Genomic DNA, 274 nt, shown 5'->3' with positions numbered 1-274 from the left:
CTCATATCAACGACATTTGAAGTATTGAAATTTAATGGTTGATTAAAATCAAAGCAATTTTCAAACATATGGCTCATATTAGTTACTTTTGAAGTATCAAAGCTCAAAGCTTCATTAAAATACTCACAACTACTAAACATACTGCTCATATCAACGACATTTGAAGTATTGAAATTTAATGGTTGATTAAAATCAAAGCAATTTTCAAACATATGGCTCATATTAGTTACTTTTGAAGTATCAAAGCTCAAAGCTTCATTAAAATACTCACAAC

Annotated in this window: 1 protein-coding gene; it reads right to left on the bottom strand. The window is 27.7% G+C overall.

Annotated elements, in window-relative coordinates:
* The coding region (locus KJQ99_RS10200; RefSeq protein ID WP_214150779.1) for a BspA family leucine-rich repeat surface protein at positions 1 to 274 on the bottom strand (274 nt) is incomplete at both ends.

This window comes from Campylobacter sp. 2018MI13 (assembly GCF_018501135.1).
Classification (GTDB): domain Bacteria; phylum Campylobacterota; class Campylobacteria; order Campylobacterales; family Campylobacteraceae; genus Campylobacter_E.
Note: the sequence above shows the minus strand (reverse complement) of the source record. Positions and strands in the feature narration are given on the sequence as shown.